Origin of the sequence: Spiribacter sp. 1M189, assembly GCF_040838345.1 — a bacterium.
Classification (GTDB): domain Bacteria; phylum Pseudomonadota; class Gammaproteobacteria; order Nitrococcales; family Nitrococcaceae; genus Spiribacter; species Spiribacter insolitus.
Genome location: NZ_JBAKFF010000001.1, coordinates 400,715 through 422,269 on the forward strand (window position 1 = coordinate 400,715; position 21,555 = coordinate 422,269).

General features: G+C 66.0%; 20 protein-coding genes. 11 read left to right on the top strand and 9 right to left on the bottom strand.

The features are described 5' to 3' along the window. The 4 genes from infA to V6X30_RS02050 form a co-directional block, all read right to left on the bottom strand. Positions 1 to 219, bottom strand: coding sequence for a translation initiation factor IF-1 (gene infA, locus V6X30_RS02035; RefSeq protein ID WP_367966206.1), 219 nt, complete (start codon positions 217 to 219; stop codon positions 1 to 3). 73 nt (positions 220 to 292) lie between these two features. Further along, entirely contained in the window at positions 293 to 1,015 is a 723-nt protein-coding gene (locus V6X30_RS02040; RefSeq protein WP_367982978.1) for an arginyltransferase, read from the bottom strand. After that, positions 1,008 to 1,757 (bottom strand): leucyl/phenylalanyl-tRNA--protein transferase, encoded by a 750-nt coding sequence (aat, locus tag V6X30_RS02045; RefSeq protein ID WP_367982979.1) that lies wholly within the window; start codon positions 1,755 to 1,757, stop codon positions 1,008 to 1,010. The genes V6X30_RS02040 and aat overlap by 8 nt, the downstream gene beginning before the upstream one ends. Continuing rightward, the gene (locus tag V6X30_RS02050) at positions 1,750 to 2,907 is read right to left on the bottom strand and encodes a GNAT family N-acetyltransferase (RefSeq protein WP_367982980.1); all 1,158 of its coding nucleotides are present in this window, start codon (positions 2,905 to 2,907) and stop codon (positions 1,750 to 1,752) included. Before V6X30_RS02050 ends, aat begins: the two co-directional genes overlap by 8 nt. Before the next feature lie 85 nt (positions 2,908 to 2,992). Between V6X30_RS02050 and V6X30_RS02055 the strand changes: the two genes are divergently transcribed. The 6 genes from V6X30_RS02055 to V6X30_RS02080 all read left to right on the top strand — a co-directional run bounded on the left by V6X30_RS02055 (position 2,993) and on the right by V6X30_RS02080 (position 9,436). After that, positions 2,993 to 5,338, top strand: coding sequence for a DNA translocase FtsK (locus V6X30_RS02055; protein WP_367982981.1), 2,346 nt, complete (start codon positions 2,993 to 2,995; stop codon positions 5,336 to 5,338). 74 nt (positions 5,339 to 5,412) lie between these two features. Then, positions 5,413 to 6,009 (top strand): outer membrane lipoprotein chaperone LolA, encoded by a 597-nt coding sequence (gene lolA, locus V6X30_RS02060; RefSeq protein WP_367982982.1) that lies wholly within the window; start codon positions 5,413 to 5,415, stop codon positions 6,007 to 6,009. After that, complete coding sequence (locus tag V6X30_RS02065; protein WP_367982983.1) at positions 6,006 to 7,304, top strand: replication-associated recombination protein A; 1,299 nt, start codon at positions 6,006 to 6,008, stop codon at positions 7,302 to 7,304. Before lolA ends, V6X30_RS02065 begins: the two co-directional genes overlap by 4 nt. 63 nt (positions 7,305 to 7,367) lie before the next feature. Further along, complete coding sequence (gene crcB, locus V6X30_RS02070) at positions 7,368 to 7,751, top strand: fluoride efflux transporter CrcB (protein ID WP_367982984.1); 384 nt, start codon at positions 7,368 to 7,370, stop codon at positions 7,749 to 7,751. Positions 7,752 to 7,766: 15 nt separating this feature from the next. After that, entirely contained in the window at positions 7,767 to 9,050 is a 1,284-nt protein-coding gene (gene serS, locus V6X30_RS02075; RefSeq protein WP_367982985.1) for a serine--tRNA ligase, read from the top strand. Then, positions 9,047 to 9,436, top strand: coding sequence for an N-acetyltransferase (locus tag V6X30_RS02080; protein ID WP_367982986.1), 390 nt, complete (start codon positions 9,047 to 9,049; stop codon positions 9,434 to 9,436). Before serS ends, V6X30_RS02080 begins: the two co-directional genes overlap by 4 nt. A 21-nt stretch (positions 9,437 to 9,457) precedes the next feature. Here V6X30_RS02080 and V6X30_RS02085 read toward each other — a convergent pair whose 3' ends face one another. Beyond that, on the bottom strand, positions 9,458 to 10,129 hold the full coding sequence (locus tag V6X30_RS02085; RefSeq protein ID WP_367982987.1) for a 7-cyano-7-deazaguanine/7-aminomethyl-7-deazaguanine transporter: 672 nt from the start codon (positions 10,127 to 10,129) through the stop codon (positions 9,458 to 9,460). Here V6X30_RS02085 and V6X30_RS02090 point away from each other — a divergent pair. Next, positions 10,128 to 11,495, top strand: a complete 1,368-nt coding sequence (locus V6X30_RS02090) for an MATE family efflux transporter (RefSeq protein WP_367982988.1) — start codon at positions 10,128 to 10,130, stop codon at positions 11,493 to 11,495. The genes V6X30_RS02085 and V6X30_RS02090 overlap by 2 nt on opposite strands. Here V6X30_RS02090 and hisC read toward each other — a convergent pair. Beyond that, positions 11,492 to 12,568, bottom strand: coding sequence for a histidinol-phosphate transaminase (hisC, locus tag V6X30_RS02095; RefSeq protein ID WP_367982989.1), 1,077 nt, complete (start codon positions 12,566 to 12,568; stop codon positions 11,492 to 11,494). The genes V6X30_RS02090 and hisC overlap by 4 nt on opposite strands. A gap of 131 nt (positions 12,569 to 12,699) precedes the next feature. On the opposite strand from hisC, the gene V6X30_RS02100 reads away from it, so the two are divergent. Next, positions 12,700 to 14,397, top strand: a complete 1,698-nt coding sequence (locus V6X30_RS02100; RefSeq protein WP_367982990.1) for an ABC transporter permease — start codon at positions 12,700 to 12,702, stop codon at positions 14,395 to 14,397. Between the two features lie 16 nt (positions 14,398 to 14,413). Here the strand turns inward: V6X30_RS02100 and V6X30_RS02105 are convergent, their stop codons facing one another. Then, positions 14,414 to 15,553: an ABC transporter ATP-binding protein gene (locus tag V6X30_RS02105; RefSeq protein ID WP_367982991.1), complete on the bottom strand. Its 1,140-nt coding sequence runs from the start codon at positions 15,551 to 15,553 to the stop codon at positions 14,414 to 14,416. Between the two features lie 145 nt (positions 15,554 to 15,698). Here V6X30_RS02105 and V6X30_RS02110 point away from each other — a divergent pair, with 145 nt between their 5' ends. From V6X30_RS02110 to xerD, 3 genes are all read left to right on the top strand, one after another. Continuing rightward, positions 15,699 to 16,724, top strand: a complete 1,026-nt coding sequence (locus V6X30_RS02110; protein WP_367982992.1) for a Fe(3+) ABC transporter substrate-binding protein — start codon at positions 15,699 to 15,701, stop codon at positions 16,722 to 16,724. A 104-nt stretch (positions 16,725 to 16,828) separates the two neighbouring features. Further along, positions 16,829 to 17,641 (top strand): slipin family protein, encoded by an 813-nt coding sequence (locus tag V6X30_RS02115; RefSeq protein WP_367982993.1) that lies wholly within the window; start codon positions 16,829 to 16,831, stop codon positions 17,639 to 17,641. Beyond that, complete coding sequence (gene xerD, locus V6X30_RS02120; RefSeq protein WP_367982994.1) at positions 17,631 to 18,548, top strand: site-specific tyrosine recombinase XerD; 918 nt, start codon at positions 17,631 to 17,633, stop codon at positions 18,546 to 18,548. Before V6X30_RS02115 ends, xerD begins: the two co-directional genes overlap by 11 nt. On the opposite strand, the gene fdxA is transcribed toward xerD, so the two are convergent. Both fdxA and mutS read right to left on the bottom strand, forming a co-directional pair. After that, positions 18,549 to 18,872 (bottom strand): ferredoxin FdxA, encoded by a 324-nt coding sequence (fdxA, locus tag V6X30_RS02125; RefSeq protein ID WP_367982995.1) that lies wholly within the window; start codon positions 18,870 to 18,872, stop codon positions 18,549 to 18,551. Positions 18,873 to 18,938: 66 nt separating this feature from the next. Continuing rightward, positions 18,939 to 21,524 (bottom strand): DNA mismatch repair protein MutS, encoded by a 2,586-nt coding sequence (mutS, locus tag V6X30_RS02130; RefSeq protein ID WP_367982996.1) that lies wholly within the window; start codon positions 21,522 to 21,524, stop codon positions 18,939 to 18,941. Between the last annotated feature and the right edge of the window lie 31 nt (positions 21,525 to 21,555).

Here is a 21,555-nt window from a genome sequence, read left to right on the forward strand (position 1 = left end):
TCAGCGGGCGCGGTAGACGATTCGGCCCTTGTTGAGGTCGTAGGGGGTCAGTTCGACGGTGACCTTGTCACCGCGCAGGATACGGATGTAGTGCTTGCGCATCTTGCCCGAGATGTGAGCCGTTACGGTGTGACCGTTCTCCAGCTCGACACGGAACATCGTGTTGGGCATCACTTCGGTGATCGTGCCCTGCATCCGGATATTCTCTTCCTTCGCCATTCAGCCTCTCTCTTATGGCCGTAAAAGCGGGGATTCTACCGGAGCCCGGGGCGATCACCAATAACTCCGCGCGCTAATCGCTCGGGACCCAGCCATCGGGGGCGAGATGCTCATGTGGCCGGAAGCCGGTTTTGTAGTCCATGCCAGGACAGCCGGCAATCCAGTATCCAAGGTAGAGCCAGTCACGCTGCCGTCGCCGCGCCTCCTCGATCTGCAGGAGAATGGCGAGGGTACCCAGGCCGCGTTGGCCGGCCTCGGGTTCGTAGAAGGTATAGACCGCCGAGAGGGCGCCGCCGGTGTCGTCGGTGACCGCGACGGCGAGCAGTTCGCCGCCGGGACGCTGGCGCAGCTCGATGAATTCCGTCGGGCACCAGCTGGCGGTCAGATACTGCCAGTAAAGGTCGGGGTCGGCCTCGTCCATACCGCCTCCGGGGTGACGCGCGGTCACATAACGGCTGTAGAGCTCGAAATGCTCGGGCCGGTAACGAAAGCCGACGTTGATCAGGTCGATATCCGCGTTGTCCCGCAGGCACCGTCGATGCCGGCGTCGCGGCCGGAATCGCGCCACCGGAATGCGCAGACTCTGACAGGCCTGGCAGCCGGGGCAGGCTGTGCGGTAGATATGCTCACCGCCACGGCGAAACCCCTGGGCCAGGAGTTCGTCGTAAAGGGCGGGGGTCGGCGAGAGGCGCGGGTCGACGAAATCGAACTGCGAGGGCCGGTCATGCAGGTACGGACACGGGCGATAACCTGTGCCGAACAGCCGGATGCGCTTCGTGCCGCGGGCTTCAGTCATCGTCCCAACCCTCGGTGACCGCCTCACGGCCGATGTCCAGCCGCCAGGGACCGATCCGCGTTGGCTGACGCTGGCTGGCGGCCAGGGCGAGCAGGAAGCGCTTGCGGGGGATCTGTTCGGCACCCATGCGTAGCAGGTGGGTGGTGGGCATCTGGCAGTCGAGGAAATCGAAGCCCCAGGAGCGGATCTGGCGCATCAGCCAGGCCATGGCGATCTTGCTGCCATTGGGGGCGCGGCTGAACATGGATTCGCCAAAAAATGCGCCTCCCAGCGATACCCCGTAGAGGCCGCCGATGAGCGCGTCCTGGCGCCAGACCTCGATGGAATGCGCCAGCCCGACGACATGAAGGTGGCTATAGGCGGCCTTCATGTCGTTGGTGATCCATGTGCCCAGCTGATCCGAACGGGGTTCGGCGCAGGCCGCCACCACGGCATCGAAAGCGCTATCGAGGCTGACATGGTAGTCGTCCCGGCGCAGCGTACGGCGAAGCGATCGGCTGATATGAAAGCCCGAGGGCGAGATGATCGCCCGAGGATCCGGGCTCCACCACAGGATCGGCTCCCCCGGCGAGAACCATGGGAAAGCGCCGGCGCGATAGGCCGACTCCAGTCGTGTGGGAGACAACGAAGCGCCGATGGCGAGCAGGCCGTTGGGCTCCGCTAGGGCGGTCTCCGGGTCCGGTAGTGGCGTGGTCTCATCGTCGGGCGCCAACCAGGGAATCGGTAGCAGGGGTTCAGTCACGGGGGAGTCGCTCCAGGACTTCCTCGCGGTAAGGGCCCTCGATGGTGAGCTCATGCGCATACTGAGTCACGGCCGCCCGCTCCCGCTCAAGGAAATCGTCCACCGCGGCGCGAAACTGCGCATCCCGCAGGTAATGGGCCGAGTGCGTGAGGACGGGCAAAAAGCCCCGCGCTACCTTGTGCTCGCCCTGGGCGCCGGGTTCGAAGCGTGAGAGGCCGTGCCGGATGCAGTAGTCGATGCCCTGGTAGTAGCAGGCCTCGAAGTGCAGGCCGTCGTAGTCCCGCGCTGCACCCCAGTAGCGACCGTAGAGCGTGTCCTCACTGCGCAGGCAGATCGCGCCGGCGACCGGCTCGCCACTGTCTTCGGCCACGAATAGCACGACACGGTCGCCAAGCGCCTCGCCGAGCTCGACGAAGCAATCGCGCGTTATCACCGGCAGGTTGCCGTGGGCATGGAAGGTGTCCTCATAGAACCCATGCAGCGCATCCCACAGCGCTGGGCTCGCCTCGTCGCCATGCACGGTTCGCATCGCCAGGCCTTGTTCCGTGACCCGACGCCGTTCGCGCCGGATATTCTTGCGCTTCTTTGCGCTGAGCCCGTCGAGGAAGTCGTCGAAGTCGGCGTAGCCGGCATTGCGCCAGTGATACTGGCAGCCCTCGCGGCGGGCATAATCCGCCTCCTCGAGGATCTCCATGTCGGCATCCCGCGCGAACAGCCAGTGCACTGAGCTGATCTCCATCGCGTCGGCCATCTGGCGGGCACCGTCGGCGAGCGCATGGCGCAGGCCCTCGGCCGGATAGTCCGGATTCAGCAGCATGCGTGGCCCGTTCACCGGGCTGTAGGGCACGGCGATGATCAGCTTGGGGTAGTACTCAAGGCCATTGCGCTCGTAGGCATGAGCCCAGGCGAAGTCGAAGACGAACTCGCCCCAGGAGTTGCCCTTGATGTAGGCGGGCGCGGCGGCGGCCAGGGTTTCGCCGTCTTCGAGGAGCAGGTGATAGGGGACCCATCCGTTTTCACGGGACACGGCGCCGTGGCGCTCCAGCGCCTCGAGGAATTCATGGCGCAGGAACGGGTTGTCGGCCCCCTGCAGCGCATTCCAGCGCCTGGGGTCGATCTCTCCTATTGCGGGTATTGCTCTGAGTTGCATGCCTCGACAGACCGCAGACCGCGTCTTGAAGTGCCCGGGATGTTCCCGATGCTAAAGATCAGGCGCCTACTGTACACTCAGCGCTATGGCAGGCAAGACAACAGCCCGGCAGCCCGTGACACCCATCAGCCAGCAGATCGGCCGGATGCTTCGCGAGGCTGCACTGCTCTTGCTGATGGCAGTGGCCGGCTTTCTTATGCTGGCACTGGTCACCTACAACCCCGCTGATCCGGGCTGGAGCCATTCCGGTCCGGCGGCGGGGCTGAGCAATGCCGGTGGCGTTGTCGGCGCCTACTGGGCGGATCTGAGCCTCTACCTCTTTGGTTATCTCGCCTTCCTTTTCCCGGTGCTGATCGGGTTGCTCGCGACGCTGGTCTACCGGTGGCAGCGACGTGACGGCGAGATGCATTGGGGCGTAATTGGCGTGCGGGTGTTCGGGTTCGTGCTGACGCTGCTCGCCGGTGCGGCGCTGGCGAGGCTGCATATCGAGCCAGTGGCCGGCACCGTGCCGCTGAGTTCCGGCGGCGTACTGGGCAATCTGGTGGGCGATCAGATCCGCGAGGCATTCAGTTTTACCGGTGCCACGCTGCTGGCGCTGGCGGTGCTGCTGGCCGGTGTGACTCTGTTTACCGGGCTGTCCTGGATTGCGCTCATGGACCAGCTCGGGCACTTCATCCTGGCCCAGAGCAAATACCTGGCACTCCTGCGCGGCTGGGTCCACGACCGCATCATGGCTCAGCGCGCCCGTCGCGAACGCGAGGCGGCCCGGCGGGAGGAGCGCCGCCGCGCGCGCAGACGTCAGAAACCCGCCATTGCGCCGCCGGCGAAGGAAGCCAGGCCGAGCGAGAAGGCGCGCCGGGAGCAGCAGATCCAGCTCTTCGAGAAACCGCCGGCGCCGGGCGAACGTCCGCCAGTGTCGCTGCTTGATCCCCCCAAGGCCGAGCAGCCCGGCTACACGGCGGAGGCACTGGAGGCCATGTCCCGGCTGGTTGAGCACAAGCTGCGCGACTTCGGCGTCGAGGTGGAGGTCGTCGCCGTGCAGCCCGGCCCGGTGATCACCCGCTTCGAGCTCAAGCCTGCCGCTGGCGTCAAGGTGAGCCAGATCACCAATCTCTCCAAGGATCTGGCTCGTGCGCTGTCGGTCACGGCGGTGCGTGTGGTCGAGGTCATTCCGGGCAAGTCGGTGGTGGGGCTGGAGATCCCCAATGAACATCGTCAGGTGATCGCGCTCTCCGAGATTATCCGCTCGGAGGCTTTCGAGAAGGCGGCCTCGCCGCTGACGCTCGCCATCGGCAAGGATATCGGCGGCTACACGCAGGTGGTGGATCTCGCCAAGATGCCACATCTGCTGGTGGCGGGCACCACTGGCTCGGGCAAATCGGTGGGCATCAACGCCATGATCATCAGCCTGCTCTACAAGAATGGCCCTGAGCAGGTCCGCACCATCATGATCGACCCGAAGATGCTGGAGCTCTCGGTCTACGATGGTATTCCGCACCTGTTGGCGCCGGTCGTGACCGACATGAAGGAGGCCGCCAATGCGCTGCGCTGGTGCGTCGGCGAAATGGAACGTCGCTACCGCCTGATGGCCAGTCTCGGGGTGCGCAACATCGGTGGCGCCAACCGCAAGATCCGCGAGGCCCGAGAGCGGGGTGAGCCGCTGACCGATCCGCTCTGGCGTGCGCCGGAGGGGCGGGTGGAGCCCACGCTCGATGGCGACGGCGAGGCGCCGCAGGCGCCGGTACTCGAACCCCTCCCATACGTTGTTGTCGTAGTCGACGAGTTTGCCGACATGATGATGATGGTCGGCAAGAAGGTCGAGGAGCTTATCGCCCGGCTGGCGCAGAAGGCCCGCGCCGCCGGCATTCATCTCATTCTGGCCACCCAGCGCCCGTCGGTGGATGTCATCACTGGCCTGATCAAGGCCAACATTCCTACCCGCATGGCCTTTCAGGTGTCCTCGCGCGTGGATTCCCGGACCATCCTCGACCAGATGGGGGCGGAGTCGCTGCTCGGCCATGGCGACATGCTCTACCTGGGGCCGAGCAGCCGCGGCATCCCCGAGCGGGTCCATGGCGCATTCGTCTCGGACGCCGAGGTCCACCGGGTAGCCGAGCATCTCAAGCAGAGCGGCGAGCCGGACTATGTCGATGGCATCCTCGATGAAAGCGAGGGCGAGGCCGCCATGTCGGGGGCTTTGCCCGGGGAGATGAGCGCCGGTGGCGGCGAGTCGGACCCGCTTTATGACCAGGCGGTGCGTATCGTCACCGAAACCCGCAAGGCCTCCATCTCCGGTGTGCAGAGACGGCTGAAGATCGGCTATAACCGGGCGGCACGGCTGGTCGAGGAAATGGAGGCGGCCGGTATCGTCGGTCCGCTGCAGGCGAATGGATCGCGTGAGGTCATCGCGCCACCACCCCCAGGGGACTGAACACGATGCGGATGCGCCACTGCCTCGCCATGCCAGTTTTTCTGCTGATCGTTGCTCTCCTTGCGGCGGCCTCCGTGACGCGAGCCGCCGGCCAGGAGGATGGTACGCAGGCCACGAAGGACGGACCGATTGCCGGCCTGACCCACTACTTCGAGGCCGTTGAGACGCTCGCCGGGGAATTTCGTCAGACGACCCGCGACGACAATGGTGAAGTAATCGAGGAGGCAAGCGGCCGTTTTTTGATGGCCCGCCCCCAACGGTTCATCTGGGACTACCGCACCCCCTGGGAGCAGCTTATTGTCTCCGACGGGGAGCAGCTCTGGGTTCACGATGTGGCGCTCGAACAGGTTGTGGTGCGGCCCCTGGAGGAAGCGCTCGGCGTAGGGGCCGCGCAGCTTCTCAGCGGTGACCTGTCACGCCTCGAGGAGAATTTCTCTCTGACCGCCGGTGGTGAGGATGTGGTCATCCTGCGGCCTACCGATCCGGCCTGGGATTTCCAGCGGGTGCGGTTGGAGCTGGCGGACGGCGTTCCCGCGTCGATCACGGTGGAGGATGGCCTCGGGCAGCGCGTCGAGGTGCGGCTGCGTGATCTGACGCTGAATCCCGAGGTGAGCCCCGATCGCTTCGAGTTCGAGCCGCCCGCCGGCGTGGATGTCATGCAGGGGTCATGATCGATCGGAGCCGTCCGCTGGCGGATCGCATGCGCCCCCGGACGCCGGCGGAGTTCGTGGGGCAGACGCATCTGCTCGGGCCCGGTCGGCCGCTAGGCGAGGCCCTCGCCGCCGGGCGACCCCACTCGATGGTGCTCTGGGGCCCGCCCGGCACGGGCAAGACCACGCTGGCGCGTATGGTCGCCGCCGCGGCGGAGGCGGAGTTCCTGACGCTCTCGGCGGTCATGGCGGGCGTCAAGGATATCCGCGAGGCCGCCGCCCGTGGTCGGAGTAACCGCGAGGCGGGGCGGCGCACGCTGCTGTTCGTGGATGAGGTGCACCGCTTCAATAAGGCCCAGCAGGACGCCTTTCTGCCCTACATCGAGGATGGCACGCTGCTGTTCATCGGCGCGACCACCGAGAACCCGTCCTTTGAGCTGAACAACGCGCTCCTGTCGCGGGTGCGGGTCTATGTCCTGCGCACGCTGGAGGCCGACGCCATCGGTCGGTTGATCGATGCCGCCATGGCGGATGCCGAGCGCGGCCTCGGCGATCAGCGCATCGCGCTGGCCGATGAGGCCCGGGACGCGCTGACACGGCTCGCCGACGGCGACGCCCGGACCGCCCTCAGCCTGCTTGAGGTGGCCGCCGACCTCGTCGGCGATGACGGTCGCATCGAGCTGGATCTGATCCGCGAGGCGGCGGCCGGTGGTCGGGCGCGCTTCGACAAGGGCGGGGATGCGTTCTATGACCTGATTTCCGCCTTGCACAAGTCGGTTCGTGGTTCCGCCCCGGATGCGGCGCTCTACTGGTACGCCCGGATGCTCGACGGTGGCTGTGACCCGCTCTATATCGCCCGACGCGTGGTGCGGATGGCCTCGGAGGATATCGGTAACGCCGATCCGAGGGCGCTGCAGGTGGCGCTGGATGCCTGGCAGGCACAGGAGCGCCTGGGTTCGCCGGAGGGTGAGCTCGCCATCGCCCATGCCATCAGCTACCTGGCCGCCGTTCCCAAGAGCAATGCGGTGTATCGCGCCTTCAATGAAGCGATGGCGGATGCCCGTGAGCACGGCTCGCTGGACGTGCCGGTGCACCTGCGCAACGCGCCGACCCGGCTCATGAAATCGCTCGGTTACGGGCATGCCTACCGCTATGCCCATGACGAGCCGAACGCCTATGCCGCGGGCGAGTCCTATCTGCCCGATGCGCTGGCCGGAAAGCGTTACTATCGACCCACGGACCGCGGACTCGAGAAGCGCATTGCCGATCGATTCGACTGGCTCGCGCGGCTCGATGAGGCGGCCGGGAAGCCTTAGGCGCTTCGATCCGCCATCGGATTCGCGTACACTCCGGGCGTTTCGCGGGCGAGGAACCGGCCAATGGCCTTGTTCGGTGAATGGGCGGCGGTCGCCGCCGGCGGTGCGCTCGGGGCACTCATGCGCCATGGCGCGACCATGGCGGCGGCGCAGTGGCTGCCGCGTGGCTTCCCGTGGGGCACTCTGATCGTCAATGTGCTGGGCAGTCTTCTCATGGGGATCGCCTTCGTCCTGCTGGTGGAGCGCGGCCTGCTCGCGCCTGCCTGGCGGGCCTTCTTCACTGTGGGACTGCTGGGCGCCTTCACCACATTCTCCGCATTTTCGCTGGATGCCCTTGCCCTGTTCGGCACCGGTGCCACGGCAAGGGCAGTGCTCTACGTGCTGACGAGTGTCATTACCTGCCTCGCCGCTGCCCTCGCGGGTATCATGTTGACCCGGAATTTCTAGGACGCGACCGAATCGATGCTTGATCAGAAAGCCCTGAGACAGGACCCGGAAGCCATTGCCGAACGGCTGGCGCACCGCGGGCATGACTTCGACGCCCAGCGTTATGCAGCGCTCGAGTCGCAGCGACGCGAACTGCAATCGCGCACCGAATCGCTGCAGCATGAGCGTAACGAGCACTCTCGCGCCATCGGCAAGGCCAAGCAGGCCGGCGAGGACATCCAGCCGCTGCTGGACGAGGTCGCCAGCCTGGGTGACGCACTGAAGTCGGCCGAGGCCGAACTCGATGCGGTGCAGTCGAGTCTGCGCGATATCCACCTGGGGCTGCCGAATCTGCCGCATGAGAGTGTTCCCCCGGGTGAGGACGAGACCGACAATGTCGAAATCCGGCGCTGGGGCGAACCGCCCGAATTCGATTTCCGCCCCCGCGATCACGTCGAGTTGGGTGAGGCGCTGGGCAATGGCCTCGACTTTGCCGCCGGGGCGAAACTCGCGGGCTCGCGTTTCGTTGTCATGCGCGACGGAATCGCACGGCTGCACCGGGCGCTGGCTCAGTTCATGCTGGATGTGCATACCGCTGAGCATGGCTACCGGGAAACCGCCGTCCCCTATCTGGTGGGGGAGGAGGCACTGATCGGCACGGGACAGTTGCCGAAGTTCGCCGAAGACCTCTTCGCCGTCGAGAACTTCGAGCCACGGCTGCATCTCATTCCGACCGCCGAGGTGCCGCTGACCAATCTCGCCGCGGGCGAGATCATCGATGCCGAATACCTGCCGCTCGGTTATGTCAGCCATACCCCGTGCTTCCGCTCCGAGGCCGGATCGTACGGACGCGATACCCGCGGCATGATCCGTCAGCACCAGTTCGACAAGGTCGAGCTGGTCCAACTCACCCGGCCGGATGACTCCTACGCGGCGCTGGAGCGACTCACCGGCCATGCCGAGCAGATCCTCCAGCGCCTCGGGCTTGCCTACCGGGTGGTGACACTCTGCGGCGGGGATATGGGATTTGCGGCGGCCAAGACACATGACATTGAAGTCTGGCTGCCTGGCCAGTCGGCCTATCGCGAGATCTCCTCCTGCAGCAATACCGAGGCCTTTCAGGCACGGCGCATGCAGGCGCGCTGGCGCAACCCCGACACTGGCAGGCCCGAGCCGCTGCACACGCTGAACGGCTCGGCGCTGGCGGTGGGACGATGCCTGGTGGCGGTGCTGGAGAACTACCAGCAGGCCGATGGCCGGGTGGTGATTCCCGAGGCGCTGAAGCCCTACATGGCCGGCACGGAGTGGCTCGCGCCATGAACGGCGATGTCCATGCCGCCATGCAGGCCTGGCAGGCGCATACCGTGCCCGCCGAGGCGACCGACCACTCGATGCTGGCCTATCGCTGGTTCGGACATGTCCGGGCCGTGCTCGAGGCCGAGTCCGCCTATCTGGTGCTCATGCGCATCGAGACGGATCGCGACTGGCGGGGTCAGGGGGAGGCGAGCGCCGTTCTGGAGTGGCTGAAGGACCTCTGCGATCGCCATGGCGTCACATTGCTCGGCCAGGCCAACGTCGATGATGAGTCCGGCCTGGGCCAGGCGGCGCTGTTGCAGTGGTATGCCCGCCATGGCTTTCGCATCGACGACACCCACCAGGGCGAGCCGCTGGTCTGGTATCCGGAGCGGCCAGGAACGCCGGGGTAGCGCCCGGGCGACCGGGCACCGCTAGCGCGGCGCCGGCGCCAGCGCGATGCGACCGTCCGGACCCAGCACGCGGCGCTGCAGCCAGGCCAGTAGCAGGCCGTAGGCAGGCAGGAAAAGCACCGCGGAAATCAGGATCTTCGAGGCATAGTCCACCGCCGCGATCTCCGGCCAGTGCGTCGCCATGAACGGGTCAGGACTGTTATAGAACGCGATGGCGAAAAATGCCACGGTGTCGGCCAGATTCCCGAACAGTGTGGAGACCGCCGGTGCGACCCACCAGCGTGCCGACTGACGCAACCGATCGAAGATATGGATATCGAGCAGCTGGCCCAGCGCGTAGGCCATGAAGCTGGCGGCGGCAATGCGCCCGACAAAGGTGTTGAGGCTGAGTAGCGCATCGGCGCCCTGGAAACTGCCCTGCTGGAAGAGCACGCCGAGCAGATAGGAGATCAGCAGCGCCGGGCCCATGGCGAAGAAAATGATCCGCCGCGCTGCGACCTTGCCGAAGGTGCGCACGGTCAGGTCCGTCGCCAGGAAAATGAACGGGAAAGAGAACGCGCCCCAGGTGGTATGCAGGCCGAAGAGCGAGATCGGCAGCTGCACCAGATAGTTGCTGGCGGCGATGATGGTGATGTGCGCACCTGCCAGCCAGAACAGGGCGCGCCGGTACTGTGCGGGAGTGATGGTTTTCATGGGCGCAGAGTATAGCAGCCCCGACACCGGGGTTGGCCCCGCCCGGGCCCGACGCCGGGTCTGGGCGCTCGCCTGGCCGTTGATCGTCTCCAACATCACCGTCCCGCTGCTGGGACTGGTGGACACGGCCGTGGTGGGACACCTGCCGGACAACCGCTATCTGGGCGGCGTGACGCTGGGAGCGACCCTGTTCAGTTTCCTCTACTGGGGGTTCGGCTTCCTGCGCATGGGCACCACCGGGCTCACGGCCCAGGCGCTGGGGCGTGATGATACCGACGACGTCATCCGGCTGCTGGGTCAGAGCCTGATGCTCGCCTTTCTGATCGGCATGGCCCTGATTGCCCTGCATCCCCTGCTGATCCCGCTGGGTCTTCACCTGCTGGATGGCAGCGCGGCCGTGACCGCCGAGGCCGACATCTATGCCCGCGTCCGCATTGCCAGTGCCCCCGCCGTGCTCGCCAACTATGCGCTCATCGGCTGGTTTCTGGGCCGGGGCTACAGCCGGGTCACGCTGCTGCTGATGGTGATCAACAACAGCGTCAACATCGTCCTGGATCTTGTCTTCGTGATGGGCCTGGGGATGACCACGGCGGGCGTCGCTCTCGCCAGTGTGATCGCCGACTACGTGACCCTTGCGAGCGGCGTCGGTCTCGCGCTGATGGCCTGGCATGGCTGGGGGTGGCGTCGCGTGCCTGGCGTTTTCGTCAATATCGCTGGCTATGGGCGTCTGCTGTCAGTGAACTTCGCGCTTTTCATTCGTACCCTGTGCCTGCTTTTCGCCTTTGCATTCTTTCACTCCCGGGGTGCCCAGCTCGGTGACGTCACCCTGGCTGCCAATGCGGTGCTGCTCCAGTTTGTCCTGCTGGCGTCCTACGGGCTGGACGGTTTTGCCCATGCCACCGAATCTTTGGTCGGTCAGCGTATCGGCGCGGCCGATCAGCCCGGCTTTCGGTCGGTGGTGCGGGCGGCCACGGAGTGGTCGCTGGTCACCGCCGGTGCCGCAAGCCTGGGGTTTGCTCTGGGGGGCGGGGCGTTGATCGACCTGCTGACTGATCTGCCAGCGGTCCGCGAGACGGCCGGTCGTTTTCTCCCCTGGATGGTGGCCATGCCGCTACTGGCCGTGGGGAGTTACCTGCTGGACGGCCTGTTCATTGGTGCGACCCGCACGCGCGCCATGCGGGACACCATGATCGCCGCGGTGGTGCTGTTCTATCTGCCGGTCTGGTGGCTGGCGCAGCCGCTGGGCAACCACGGGCTGTGGCTGGCATTCGTCAGCTTCACCGTGGCCCGCAGCCTGTTGCTGGGTGCGGTGTTCTGGCGCGCCTGGCGCCGTCGCAGCTGGTTTGCGGCGGCTCAGTCGGCCTAGCCGGTGAGCAGCGCGTCGAGACTGCTCAGCAGCGCGTTGTTCTGCTCGGGGGTGCCAATGGTGATGCGCAGGCAGTCGGCAAGCCTTGGCGTGGCGAAATGCCGGACCAGGATGCCGCGGTCCTTGAGGCCACGATAGAGGGCCTCCGCCGACCGGCCGGCCCGATTCGGGACCCGCGCCAGACAGAAATTGGCCTGGCTGTCCGGAATCGCGAAACCGCGTCCACGCAGTGCGTCAATGACGCGTGTGCGCTCCTCTCTGACCGCCTCCCAACTCGCCTGGGCGGCCGGCTGATCGCCGAGCGCGGCGGCGCCCAGGGCGTCGGCCACGGCGTCGACGCTGTAGCTGTCACGCGTCTTTCGCGCGATGGGCTCGATCAGCGCCGATGGACCGATGCCATAGCCCAGACGCAGACCGGCCAGGGAGTATCCCTTGGAGAGGGTGCGCAGGATCATCAGGTTGTCGTGCCGCTGGATGAGGCCGACGACATCATGGCCGGGGTCGGTAAAGTCCACATAGGCCTCGTCCACCAGCAGGACACCGTCCAGGGCCGCCGCAATGGCGCCGATGGCATCGGCATCCAGCAGTCGCCCGCTGGGGGCATGGGGGTTGACGAGCAGGGTGAGGGGAACGCCGGCGGCATTCATGCGCGAGGCGAAATCCGCGGGCAGGGACCAGTCCGTCTCCAGTTCCACCGTCTGCACCGGGCTGTCATGGATGGCCGCCAGCACCGGGTAGAGCGAATAGCTTGGCTCGGCAACGCCAATGGGCGCACCCGGCGGGACGAACGTGGTGATGGCGAGCCGCAGCAGCTCATCACCGCCGTTGGTGGCGACAAGCTGATCTGCTCCTACGCCGTGAAGTCGGGCGGCCTCCGCCAGAAAGCTGGCGGCGGTTGGCGAGGGATAGCGGCGCAGCGCCTCCGCTGTGATGGCCGTCAGCGCCGACATCACCGCCGGGGAGGGCGGCCAGGGGTTCTCATTGGTGTTGAGCTTGATGACCCCGGTATCGGTGGGTTGCTCACCCGGCGTATAGCCGGCCATCCGGCGGACGTTGTCGCGTTGGTAACTCATGCTCGGATGATACCCCGCCGGGTGAGGGCAAGTCAGCGAAAAGGCCGCTGATGCGGCTGAAAAACGGCGTTGGTCGGCGTATTATGTGGACGAATTAAGTCCTGTTCCGCCACTGTCGGGAGAGTCGCACGTTGGCTGTCTCCGCTCGTTCCCTGCCGCCCTTCGCCCGCATCGCCCTCGCGGCCCGTCGCGCCGGTCTGTGGCCGGTGATGATGGCGGTGATCGCGCTGTTCGTCGCGCTCCCGGTGCTGACGGTTCTCGGGCATGTTTTCGTGCCGGCGCCGGATATCTGGTCGCACCTCGCCAGTACGGTCCTGCCGCGCTACCTCCTGAACACGGCGGGCCTGGCGGTGGGTGTCGGCGTCGGCGTGCTGGTCATGGGCGTGGGAACGGCCTGGCTGGTGGTGATGTGTCGCTTCCCGGGTCAGCGCATCTTCGAGTGGGCCCTGTTGCTGCCCCTGGCGGTGCCGACCTATGTCATCGCCTACGCCTACACGGATTTCCTGCAGTTCTCGGGGCCGCTGCAGACCCTGCTCAGGGACACCTTCGGCTGGGGTGCCGGCGACTACTGGTTTCCACCCGTCCGCTCGCTGGGCGGTGCCATCGTGCTGCTCTCCCTGGTGCTCTACCCGTATGTCTATCTGCTGACGCGGGCGGCATTCCTCGAGCAGTCGGTCTGTGTGCTGGAGGTGGGTCGCACCCTCGGGCGGGGGCCCTGGAAGCTATTTGGCACCATCGCCGTGCCGCTGGCCCGGCCGGCGATTGCCGGTGGCGCGGCGCTGGCGCTCATGGAAACCCTCAATGAATTCGGTGCGGTGCAGTTCTTTGCCGTGGATACCTTCACCACCGGCATTTACCGGACCTGGTTCGGTCTCGGCGAGCGCACGGCGGCGGCCCAGCTCGCCGGGGTGTTGCTGCTGTTCGTCCTGGTGCTATTGCTGCTGGAGCGGGTCTCGCGGGGCAAGGCGCAGTTCTTCCATACGTCCAGCCGCTACCGCGAGTTGCCTCAGTACGAGCTCGCCGGGTTGCGCCGCTGGCTGGCGGTGCTGGGCTGCGGACTGCCCGTGGTGCTGGGTTTCCTGATTCCGGCGGTGCTGCTCCTTGAGATGAGCGTGACCGCGGGTGACCAGCAGTTTGGCTGGTCGTTCATTCCCTATGTGTTCAACAGCATCAGCCTGTCGACCATTGCCGCGCTGGCGGCCGTGGGGCTGGCGGTGCTGCTCTCCTATGGCGTGCGGCTGGCGCCATCGCCCCTCACCCAGGCCGCGGTGCGGGTCTCCGCCATGGGCTATGCCATTCCCGGGGCGGTGATCGCGGTGGGTATCCTGATCCCGCTGGGCTGGATGGATCAGCAGCTCTACGCATTGCTCCGCGGCGAGTTCGGCTGGAATGTGGGGCTGTTACTCACCGGCACCGGCTTTGCGCTGGTCTACGCCTACCTAGTGCGTTTTCTGGCGGTGTCCTACAACGCCGTGCAGGCGAGTCTCACCAAGGTGACGCCGAGCATGGACGCCGCCTCGCGGACGCTCGGCAAGACCGCCGGGGGTACCTTGCGGCGGGTGCATGCGCCGATCATGCGCGGCAGTCTCCTGGGCGCGGGCATCCTGGTGTTCGTGGACGTGATGAAAGAGCTGCCGGCCACCATCATCCTGCGGCCGTTTGATTTCACCACACTGGCGGTCCGCTCCTACGAGCTGGCCTCCGATGAGCGGCTCAGCCAGTCGTCGACCGCGTCACTGGCCATCGTGCTGGTGGGGATCGTGCCAGTGATTCTGCTCAGCCGGGCAATGCGGCGGTCGCGGCCCGGTTACAGCGACGCCGGCGGCTGACTCGCCGCCGGGTCAATCAGATCGGGAAGACGAAGGTCTGGCTGGCGTCGAGGTGGATATTGATCGGGTCGTCCCGCTCCGGCAGAAAGACGCCGGGCATGTGGGCATGCATATGGAACTCGTCATTGCCCTGGTGGACGCAGAGGTGGATGAAGCTGGCGCCACCGAGCAGGCGTGACATCAGTACATGACTGCCGCTGTGGTCGCGTGGTCCGGCGCGGCGTTCCACCTGAAGGGCCTCGGGGCGGATCAGCACCTGAACGGCGGTTCCTTCCGCGAGGTGGCTGGCGTCCACTGGCCCCACCGGTGTGTCCACGCGACCATCGGCCACGATCCCGCGCACCTCGTTGACGTCACCGAAAAAGCGCACGACGAACGGGTCCTGCGGATTGCAGTAGATGTCGGTGGGATTGCCCTGCTGGACGATGCGTCCGTCCCGCATCACGGCGATGCGATCGGCCATGAAAAGGGCCTCTTCCGGGTCATGGGTGACCAGCAGCGTCGCGGTGCCATTGCGCTTGAGCAGATGCAGCGTGTCATCGCGAATCCGGTCGCGCAGCCTGGCATCGAGACCCGAGAACGGTTCGTCCAGCAGCATGATCCGCGGCGAGGGCGCCAGTGCGCGGGCCAGCGCGACGCGCTGCTGCTGTCCACCCGAGAGCACATGGGGAAAGCTCTCCGCAAACGGGGCCAGTCCCAGCTGTGCCAGCAGGGCCCGCGAGCGCTGCTCCCGCTCCCTTGCCGATACCTTCGGCAGCCCGAAGCCGACGTTGTCGAGCACGCTCAGATGCGGAAACAGCACCGCGTCCTGGAAAACCAATCCGACATGGCGCTGCTCGGGGGGCGTCCAGATGCTGGAGCCGGAGTCCGACATCAGCTGATTGCCGATGCGGACGCGCCCCTGCTGGGGGCGTTCCAGGCCGGCAGCGAAGCGCAGCAGGGTCGTCTTGCCGCAGCCCGAGGGGCCGAGCAGACAGAGCAGCTCCTCGGGCTCGACGCTCAGGTTGATGTCATCCGCCGCCGTGACGGTCTCGAAATCGTGGCTGATTTCCTCCAGCTCAAGCGCCTCGCCGGCGGGTGCCGGACATGGCGCCTGCACGGCGGCGACACCGCCGGCGGGGAACCGCGAAACCAGGCTCTGTTGCTCTGCCCTCATGGCCGCGAGTTTCCGTCATCCGACGGCGTTTTTGCAAGCGATTCTCATTGGCGCTTGACGCCGGGGCGGGTGTTCGATTGAATACGCCCAAGATGCGAATGGTTCGCATCCGCATTTAAATTGGTGGAATTTCAAGGAGACGATCATGGCGAAGATGACCCGCGGGGCGGCGCTGCTGCTGGGAGTGGGACTGGCAGCCGGGGCCAGCGTGGCCGGTGCGCAGACGCTGAATCTCTACACCGCCCGTCACTACGACTCCGATGAGCAGCTCTATAACGCCTTTGAGGAGCGCACGGGCATTGAGGTCAATATCCTCCAGGGCGATTCGGATCAGCTGATCGAACGTATCGAGCGCGAGGGCGAGGCGAGTCCCGCGGACGTCTTCATGACCGTCGACGCCGCGCGTCTGCGGCGGGCCGAGGAGGCGGGCATCCTCGCACCGGTGGAATCCGAGGTGCTCATGGAGCGGATTCCTTCGGAACTGCGGCATCCCGACGATCTCTGGTTCGGACTGAGCGAGCGGGTGCGCATCGTCTACTACGACACCGAGGTCTATGACGAGCCGCCGCTGGAGCGCTATGAGGAGCTCGCCGATCCCCGCTTCGAGGGCGAGGTCTGCATCCGCTCCTCCAACAACGATTACAACCAGTCGCTGGTGGCCTCGCTGATCGAGGCCAACGGTGTCGAGGCCACCGAGGAATGGGCTGGGGGACTGGTCGATAATATGGCCCGCACGCCCCAGGGCGGCGATACGGACCAGATCCGCGCCGTGGCAGCGGGTGAGTGCAGTATTGCGGTCGGCAATCACTACTATTGGGTGCGGCTGTCCCTATCCGATGATCCGGCGGATCAGGCCGTGGCCGATCGTGTGGGCATGATCTTCCCCAACCAGGCGGGTCGGGGAACCCATCGGAACATCGGTGGTGCCGCCATGGTGGCCGGTGCGCCGCATCCCGAGGCGGCCCGTGAGTTCCTCGAGTTCCTGGTCTCGGACGAGGCTCAGAAGCTCTTCTCTGCGGGGAATAACGAATTTCCGGCGGTTGAGGGCGTCGATCCAGTCGCGGTTCTGGAGCCCTATGTGGGTTATGAGCTGGATGATCTCAACGTCGCCGTCCTCGGCGAGAACAATGCTGAGGCCGTGCGCTTGATGGATCGGGCCGGCTGGCGTTAATCCGCAACAGTTTCCTCCCTTGGATTGATTGGCCGCGGTCGGGGCGAACCCCGCCGCGGCCTTTTCTGTCTGAAAGCCATGCATCCAGCGAAAGGGAGAGCGTAATGACGATACCGGTCCTGATTGTCCTCGGCGCACTTGCTGCCATCGTCGTTGCCTCCTTCCGGGTCTTCCGGGAGTATGAGCGAGCCGTGGTTTTCCTGCTCGGGCGCTTCTGGAAAGTGAAGGGCCCCGGCCTGCGCCTGGTCATCCCCGTCATCCAGCAGGCCGTGAAAGTCGATCTGCGGCTGATCACCCTTGATGTGCCCTCGCAGGACGTCATCTCCAAGGACAACGTCACCGTCAAGGTCAATGCCGTGCTCTATTTCCGGGTCATGGATCCGGAGCGTGCGGTGATTCATGTCGAGGATTATTACGCGGCCACCAGTCAGCTCGCCCAGACAACACTGCGCTCGGTTCTGGGCAAGCACGATCTCGACGAAATGCTCTCTGAGCGGGACCGCCTCAACGCCGACATTCAGGAAATCCTCGATACCCAGACTGATGCCTGGGGGATCAAGGTGGCCAATGTCGAGATCAAGCATGTCGACCTGGATGAATCGATGATCCGGGCCATTGCCCGCCAGGCGGAGGCCGAGCGCAATCGGCGGGCCAAGGTGATTCATGCCGAAGGTGAATTCCAGGCGTCCCAGCAGCTTCTGGAGGCGGCTAATGTGCTGTCCGAAAACCCGCAGGCCATCCAGTTGCGTTATCTGCAGACGCTGAGCGACATTTCCGTTGACAATGCCTCGACCATTGTCTTTCCTGTTCCGATGGACATGTTAAAGGCATTGGGCCCCGGGGCCCTGCAGACCGGTGGCGCACCGCTGAGTCCGGCTGCCACTGCCGGATCGGAACCCGCTGCGGATGACGCCTGACCCGGTCCCGCGCGACGCCGAGCAGGACGTCATTTCGGATTTTCTGGATGCCCTGTGGATGGAGCGGGGGCTTGCCGACAATACACTGGCGGCCTACGGCAATGACCTCCGGGGTTTCGCCCGCTGGTTGAGTACGCGTGGCGGTGCGGGGCTGCTGGGCGCTGATCGTGGGGATGTCATGGGCTACCTCGCCGCTTGTGTCTCCCGAGGCAGCAGTCGGCGGAGCAGCGCCCGCCTGCTATCGAGCCTGCGCCGCTTCTATCACTACCAGCTCCGCCAGGGCATGGTGGAGGTCGATCCCACGGCACGCGTGGAATCTCCCAAGGCCGACCGACCGCTCCCGGACGCTCTGACCGAGGCCGAGGTCGAGCGGCTTCTGGATGCGCCGGATACGGATTCCCTGATCGGGCAGCGTGACCGCTGCATGCTGGAGGTGCTCTACGCCACTGGCCTGCGGGTCTCGGAGCTGGTCGGCCTGCGTATGGACCAGATCAATCGCCAGCAGGGCGTGGTGCGGGTCACCGGCAAAGGCGGCAAGGAGCGGCTGGTGCCCCTCGGGGAGTCGGCACTGGACGCCTTGACGGATTACCTCCAGACCGTCCGCCCCCGTCTTTCGCAGCGGGCGGCGGACGCGGCGGTCTTTATCACGCGGCGCGGCGGCGGCATGACCCGCCAGGCGTTCTGGTACCGGATCCGTGAGCATGCCCGTGAGGCCGGTATCGTCAAGCCGCTCTCGCCGCATACGCTGCGGCATTCATTCGCCACGCATCTGCTCAATCACGGCGCCGACCTGCGTGTCGTGCAATTGCTGCTCGGTCACACGGATCTTTCCACCACGCAGGTCTATACGCATGTGGCACGCGCAAGGCTGCAGGCCCTACATGCCGAACACCACCCCCGAGGCTGACTAGCGCTCGAGGTGCTGCAGCTTGTCCGGCTTGCCATCCCACTCTTCCGCGTCGGCCGGCGGATCCTTCATCTCCGTGATCACCGGCCACTTCTGCGCCAGCTCGGCATTGAGTTCGAGGAAATGCTCCATCTCCCGAGGCAGGTCATCCTCGGAGTAGATCGCCTCCGCGGGGCATTCGGGCTCGCAGAGTGTGCAGTCGATGCACTCGTCGGGATCGATGGCGAGGAAGTTCGGGCCTTCATGGAAGCAGTCCACGGGGCAGACTTCGACGCAGTCGGTGTATTTGCACTTGATGCAGTTCTCGGTGACGACGTAGGTCATGGTTGACTCCGGAAATCGTCGGTTGATTGGGCGCAGAGCGTAGGACCACGGCGGGCGCCCATCAACCTACGGTTGCTGTGGTTTCGTTGCCAGGGCCGCATCATCGCCTCTGGACAGGCGTCGCAGCTCATAGACGAGTTCATGAGCCTGTCGTGGCGTCATCTCATCCGGATCGAGCTCGGCGAGGCGCGTCATGACCGCCTCCGCTGCCGGGTCCGGTGAGGTCGGCGGAGGCGCCGGCGCCTCCGCCGGCCCGCCGAAGAGTGAAAGCTGCGGGGCGGCGGGTTCGCTGGCCTCGAGTCGGGCAAGCTTGGCCCGGGCCGTGTCCAGGACGGTGGCCGGTACCCCCGCGAGTGCCGCGACCTGCAGGCCATAGCTCTGGCTCGCGGGGCCGTTTCGCACGCTGTGCAGGAAGACGATCCGCTCGCCATGCTCGACCGCCTCGAGGTGGACGTTGCTCGCCGCCGGGTACTGCTCAGGCAGCGCGGTCATCTCGAAGTAGTGGGTGGCGAAGAGCGTGAAGGCGCCGATCCGCTCGCAGAGCGCCTCGGCCGTGGCCCAGGCCAGGGCAAGGCCATCGAAGGTGCTTGTTCCACGGCCGATTTCATCCAGCAGGACCAGGCTTTCGCGGGTGGCGTTGTGGAGGATGTTGGCGGTCTCGGTCATCTCGACCATGAAGGTGGAACGCCCGCCCGCCAGGTCATCCGAGGCGCCGATGCGGGTGAAGATCCGGTCGATCGGACCGAAGCGTGCCGCGGCGGCGGGAACGAAGCTGCCGATGTGCGCCATGAGGGTGAGCAGGGCGATCTGGCGCATGTAAGTGGACTTGCCGCCCATGTTCGGCCCGGTGATGACCAGCATCCGCCGCTGGTCATCAAGGCGGATATCGTTGGGTATGAAGGGGCTCTCGATGCTGCGCTCCACCACCGGATGGCGGCCGGCGGTGATCTCGATACCGGGCGTGGTATCGAGTACCGGGCGGGTATAGTCGAGGGTCTCGGCGCGCTCGGCGAGGGCGGCCAGCGCATCGAGCTCGGCGAGTGCCCGGGCAAGGTCCAGAACCCGGTCGAGCCGCTCGCGCAGCCATTCGACGAGTTGTTCGTAAAGGGCCTTTTCCCGCGCCAGGGCGCGCTCCCGGGCGGAGAGCACCTTGTCCTCGAACGTCTTCAGCTCCGGGGTGATGTAGCGCTCCGCGCCTTTCAGGGTCTGCCGGCGGATATAGCGCGCCGGGGCCTGCTCGCTCTGTCCGCGGCTGATTTCGATGTAGTAGCCATGCACCCGGTTGTAGCTCACCTTCAGGCTGGGTAGCCCGGTGGCCTCGCGTTCACGGGCTTCGAGATCGGTCAGAAAGCCATCGGCGTTACGCGAAAGCGCACGGAGTTCATCGAGCTCGCGATCGTGGCCGTCGGCGATGACGCCGCCATCGCGAGTCACAACGGGTGGCTGCTCGATAATGGCGCCCTGCAGTGTTTCAGAGATTTCGGGTAGCGGTGCCGCGTCGCCGGCCAGGGCCGAGAGCCGCTGGTCGCTGAACTCGGCGAGCGCCTGCTCGAGGGCCGGCATGGCGGCCAGCGTATCGCGCAGGCCAGTGAGGTCCCGTGGCCGGGCCGAGCCCATGCCGATTCGCGCCGCAATCCGCTCGACATCGGCACACCCACGCAGGATATCCCGCAGTGTCGTGCTGCCTTGATCGAGGAGCGCCGCCACGGCCGACTGACGCTCGTGCAGCGCGGCCTGGTCCCGCAGCGGGCGGTTGATCCAGCGCCGCAGGGCGCGACTGCCCATGCCCGTCACGGTGGTGTCGAGTACCCCTGCCAGGGTGTATTCAGCGCCACCGGCAAGATTGGTCTCCAGTTCCAGGTTGCGGCGGCTGGCGGCATCAATGGTGATGGCCGCCTCGGTCTGCTCGATGCGCAGTTCCCGGATATGCGGCAGTGCCGAGCGCTGTGTATCCGCCACGTATTGCAGCACGGCACCGGCGGCGGCCACGGCCAATGGCATCGACTCAATGCCGAAACCGCTGAGATCGCGGGTTCCGAAGTGCCCGGTGAGGGCGCGCTCGGCGCCGTCCCGCTGGAAATGCCAGGGTGGACGACGGGTCAGCCCGCGCTCGGACGCGGGCGGGAGGTGACCAGAGAAGTCTTCCGACAGCAGTAGCTCGGCGGGGCTGAGCCGCTCCAGCTCGGCGGCGAGCTGCGCGCCTCCCCGGCCTTCACACACCGTGTAGCGGCCGGCTGCGAGCTCCAGGCTGGCAAGCCCCCAGTGCTCGCCATCGGCGGCGATGGCGGTCAGCAGGTTGCTGCGCCTCTCCTCGAGCAGGGCCTCATCGGTAAGGGTGCCGGGGGTGACGACCCGGACCACCTGACGCTCTACCGGCCCCTTGGCAGCGGCAGGGTCGCCGATCTGTTCACAGATCGCCACCGACTCGCCACGGGCAAGCAGCCGCGCCAGGTAGCCCTCGTGGCTGTGCACGGGCACGCCGGCCATGGGAATCGGCGCACCCGCCGACTCGCCCCGCTGGGTGAGGGTGATGTCCAGCAGTTCCGCCGCACGCCTGGCATCTTCATAGAAGAGCTCGTAGAAATCGCCCATGCGGTAGAACAGCAGGGTATCGGGATGCTCCGATTTGATGCGCAGATACTGCTGCATCATCGGGGTGTGTCCGCCGGCTTTGGTCATCCGA

What these genes read in the sequence shown, in the direction of transcription:
- V6X30_RS02110 (WP_367982992.1), top strand. Translation starts at nt 15,699, where the DNA reads ATGGCGAAGATGACCCGCGGGGCGGCGCTGCTGCTGGGAGTGGGACTG.
- V6X30_RS02115 (WP_367982993.1), top strand. Translation starts at nt 16,829, where the DNA reads ATGACGATACCGGTCCTGATTGTCCTCGGCGCACTTGCTGCCATCGTC.
- V6X30_RS02080 (WP_367982986.1), top strand. Translation starts at nt 9,047, where the DNA reads ATGAACGGCGATGTCCATGCCGCCATGCAGGCCTGGCAGGCGCATACC.
- infA (WP_367966206.1), bottom strand. Translation starts at nt 219, where the DNA reads ATGGCGAAGGAAGAGAATATCCGGATGCAGGGCACGATCACCGAAGTG.
- crcB (WP_367982984.1), top strand. Translation starts at nt 7,368, where the DNA reads ATGGCCTTGTTCGGTGAATGGGCGGCGGTCGCCGCCGGCGGTGCGCTC.
- V6X30_RS02065 (WP_367982983.1), top strand. Translation starts at nt 6,006, where the DNA reads ATGATCGATCGGAGCCGTCCGCTGGCGGATCGCATGCGCCCCCGGACG.
- V6X30_RS02105 (WP_367982991.1), bottom strand. Translation starts at nt 15,553, where the DNA reads ATGAGGGCAGAGCAACAGAGCCTGGTTTCGCGGTTCCCCGCCGGCGGT.
- V6X30_RS02090 (WP_367982988.1), top strand. Translation starts at nt 10,128, where the DNA reads ATGGGCGCAGAGTATAGCAGCCCCGACACCGGGGTTGGCCCCGCCCGG.
- V6X30_RS02085 (WP_367982987.1), bottom strand. Translation starts at nt 10,129, where the DNA reads ATGAAAACCATCACTCCCGCACAGTACCGGCGCGCCCTGTTCTGGCTG.
- V6X30_RS02040 (WP_367982978.1), bottom strand. Translation starts at nt 1,015, where the DNA reads ATGACTGAAGCCCGCGGCACGAAGCGCATCCGGCTGTTCGGCACAGGT.
- mutS (WP_367982996.1), bottom strand. Translation starts at nt 21,524, where the DNA reads ATGATGCAGCAGTATCTGCGCATCAAATCGGAGCATCCCGATACCCTG.
- hisC (WP_367982989.1), bottom strand. Translation starts at nt 12,568, where the DNA reads ATGAGTTACCAACGCGACAACGTCCGCCGGATGGCCGGCTATACGCCG.
- xerD (WP_367982994.1), top strand. Translation starts at nt 17,631, where the DNA reads ATGACGCCTGACCCGGTCCCGCGCGACGCCGAGCAGGACGTCATTTCG.
- serS (WP_367982985.1), top strand. Translation starts at nt 7,767, where the DNA reads ATGCTTGATCAGAAAGCCCTGAGACAGGACCCGGAAGCCATTGCCGAA.
- V6X30_RS02050 (WP_367982980.1), bottom strand. Translation starts at nt 2,907, where the DNA reads ATGCAACTCAGAGCAATACCCGCAATAGGAGAGATCGACCCCAGGCGC.
- fdxA (WP_367982995.1), bottom strand. Translation starts at nt 18,872, where the DNA reads ATGACCTACGTCGTCACCGAGAACTGCATCAAGTGCAAATACACCGAC.
- V6X30_RS02055 (WP_367982981.1), top strand. Translation starts at nt 2,993, where the DNA reads ATGGCAGGCAAGACAACAGCCCGGCAGCCCGTGACACCCATCAGCCAG.